General features: G+C 53.9%; 3 protein-coding genes and 1 pseudogene. All 4 read left to right on the top strand.

The genetic code is table 11. From position 1 onward, the window contains the following. A pseudogene (locus PsAD37_RS17690) lies at positions 1 to 233 on the top strand (hypothetical protein); the annotation flags it as partial. A gap of 189 nt (positions 234 to 422) precedes the next feature. Then, positions 423 to 575 (top strand): Com family DNA-binding transcriptional regulator, encoded by a 153-nt coding sequence (locus PsAD37_RS29610; RefSeq protein ID WP_082827118.1) that lies wholly within the window; start codon positions 423 to 425, stop codon positions 573 to 575. Beyond that, positions 572 to 748 (top strand): hypothetical protein, encoded by a 177-nt coding sequence (locus PsAD37_RS28420; RefSeq protein ID WP_193758321.1) that lies wholly within the window; start codon positions 572 to 574, stop codon positions 746 to 748. Before PsAD37_RS29610 ends, PsAD37_RS28420 begins: the two co-directional genes overlap by 4 nt. Further along, positions 745 to 1,839, top strand: a complete 1,095-nt coding sequence (locus PsAD37_RS17685) for a GNAT family N-acetyltransferase (protein ID WP_063297280.1) — start codon at positions 745 to 747, stop codon at positions 1,837 to 1,839. The genes PsAD37_RS28420 and PsAD37_RS17685 overlap by 4 nt, the downstream gene beginning before the upstream one ends. Positions 1,840 to 1,943 lie beyond the last annotated feature (104 nt).

Below are 1,943 nucleotides of genomic sequence, written 5' to 3'. Positions count from 1 at the left end.
AGACCCAGATGAATATGGCAACGGCTGCTGCTGCCATTGCTGGCAAAGCCGTTGCTGATCGAAGTGCTGATGAGGTCACGCTTTTGACCAGCACAAAGGCTGCACTGGATTGGGTGGGTGCTATGCGCTCCAAATGCCTGGAACTTGCTGAAGATCCGGGCACTGATTTCACACAGGATGCCAGCTGGCCGGAGTGCCCGCCTGAAGTGGTTGCGCTGACAGAGCAGTTCTAACAAGCCGGAACATATCCGGCGAGATAATCGCCCGGTGACTTCAATATGGAGCGGAAGGCCCGGAATGTTCCGGGCGCCGGGCATCCCGCGCTAACAAGAAACCCGGCCAATGCAATGAAGCATAACACTGCTCCCGCCGCATCAACTCACCTGAAATGAGCTGCGGGACTGTCTTATGCGAGACGAGAAATGGAGTCTATCTATTGCCGGAGCTGTTCGGCACTCCTCCTCAAGAAAGAAGAAAACGCCCTCCAGGGGCGCGTAGAAATCAAGTGTCGCCGTTGTGGCACCTTCAACGATCTGAGGCCAGATGAGCCCAAGAAAACAACAGATCGCACATGAGTACAGAGCACCTTCCTCCCCTCCCTGACAAAGCACCAGGTATCCCGCCTAAAGACCGCTACAAACGCCAGTTTGGCATTTTGATCATTGCAGAAGACGAGCAGCAACAAGCAACCATCTATGACGGCGTTCGCGCCCTGGGTGGAGCTAAACTCAAGGTGGTTGCAACATGAAGCTGAACATAAACCACCAAAGCCCGGACTATGACAGCTTCCGTATGGCACGGCTGAAGTCCTTGTTTAACTGCGAAGACGGCAACCACTTTAAGCTGAGCGTTGACCTTCCCGTTGAGGACATGGACTGGAAAGTGGGACTTATCGTCGGCCCCTCAGGGTCTGGTAAAACCAGTCTTGGACAAAGCATCTTTTCAGATGCCTCTTATTTCAAAGGTTTTGACTGGCCGGATGATCAACCCATCATTGACGCAATTTCTCCCCATGAGGAAATGGATCATATCACGGGCGCATTATCGGCTGTTGGCTTAGGCAGTGTGCCCGCCTGGACGAGACCCTACAAAGCCCTTTCCAATGGCGAAAAGTTCCGCGCTGATCTGGCCCGGATCTTATGCGAGACACCGGAAACCATCGTCATCGATGAATTTACCTCTGTCGTAGACCGGCAGATCGCAAAGATTGGTGCAGGTGCATTCGCCAAAGCATGGCGCAGGCAGGCTTCAGGACAAGCGGTGCTCCTGTCCTGTCACTATGACATTATTGAATGGCTGCAACCCGATTGGATCTTAGATACGGCAACAGGGAAGTTTTCCGGGAGGTGTCTTCGGCAACGCACCAAGCTTGACCTCGACATATACGAGACCAACTGGCGATACTGGCCGCATTTTGAAACGCATCACTATTTGAAGCTTCCTCATATGATCGCAGCAACCTGTTATGTCGCCTTTGTTGGCGATGAGCCGGTTGCTCATCTTGCCGTCAGTACACGCCCAGGCCTGGTGGAGGCCCGTGCTTGCCGAATGGTGGTCATGCCTGAATGGCAAGGTGCAGGCGTTGGGATGCGGTTCCTCAATGCTGTTTGTGCCGCATGGCGGCGAGGTCAGAACCGCTACAACAAACCCATGGCCACACTGTTCCATACCAGCCATCCAGCTCTAGCCGAAGCGCTTCGGCGTAGTCCGTTATGGGCTCAGGTGTCCTGCAACCTGACCGGGGGCAAAGCTTCTCGAAACGTCGCTGCGAAAGGCCGGTATGGGGGGCATTTCAGGGCGGTACAGGGCTTTAGATACGTTGAAGGAATGCCATCATGAAAGTCGTGGTAATTGGACAAAAGTGGCTTGGTGAACGGGCTCTGGAAATGGTCCTGAATAGCAGCCATGATGTTGTGAAAGTCATAGCGCCGGAAGGAGACAGG

The sequence above is a fragment of the Pseudovibrio sp. Ad37 genome (assembly GCF_001623075.1).
Taxonomy (GTDB): domain Bacteria; phylum Pseudomonadota; class Alphaproteobacteria; order Rhizobiales; family Stappiaceae; genus Pseudovibrio.
Note: the sequence above shows the minus strand (reverse complement) of the source record. Positions and strands in the feature narration are given on the sequence as shown.

Bases quoted from the DNA above. Each gene is read 5' to 3' on its own strand.
- PsAD37_RS29610 (WP_082827118.1), top strand. From the start codon at position 423: ATGGAGTCTATCTATTGCCGGAGCTGTTCGGCACTCCTCCTCAAGAAA.
- PsAD37_RS17685 (WP_063297280.1), top strand. From the start codon at position 745: ATGAAGCTGAACATAAACCACCAAAGCCCGGACTATGACAGCTTCCGT.
- PsAD37_RS28420 (WP_193758321.1), top strand. From the start codon at position 572: ATGAGTACAGAGCACCTTCCTCCCCTCCCTGACAAAGCACCAGGTATC.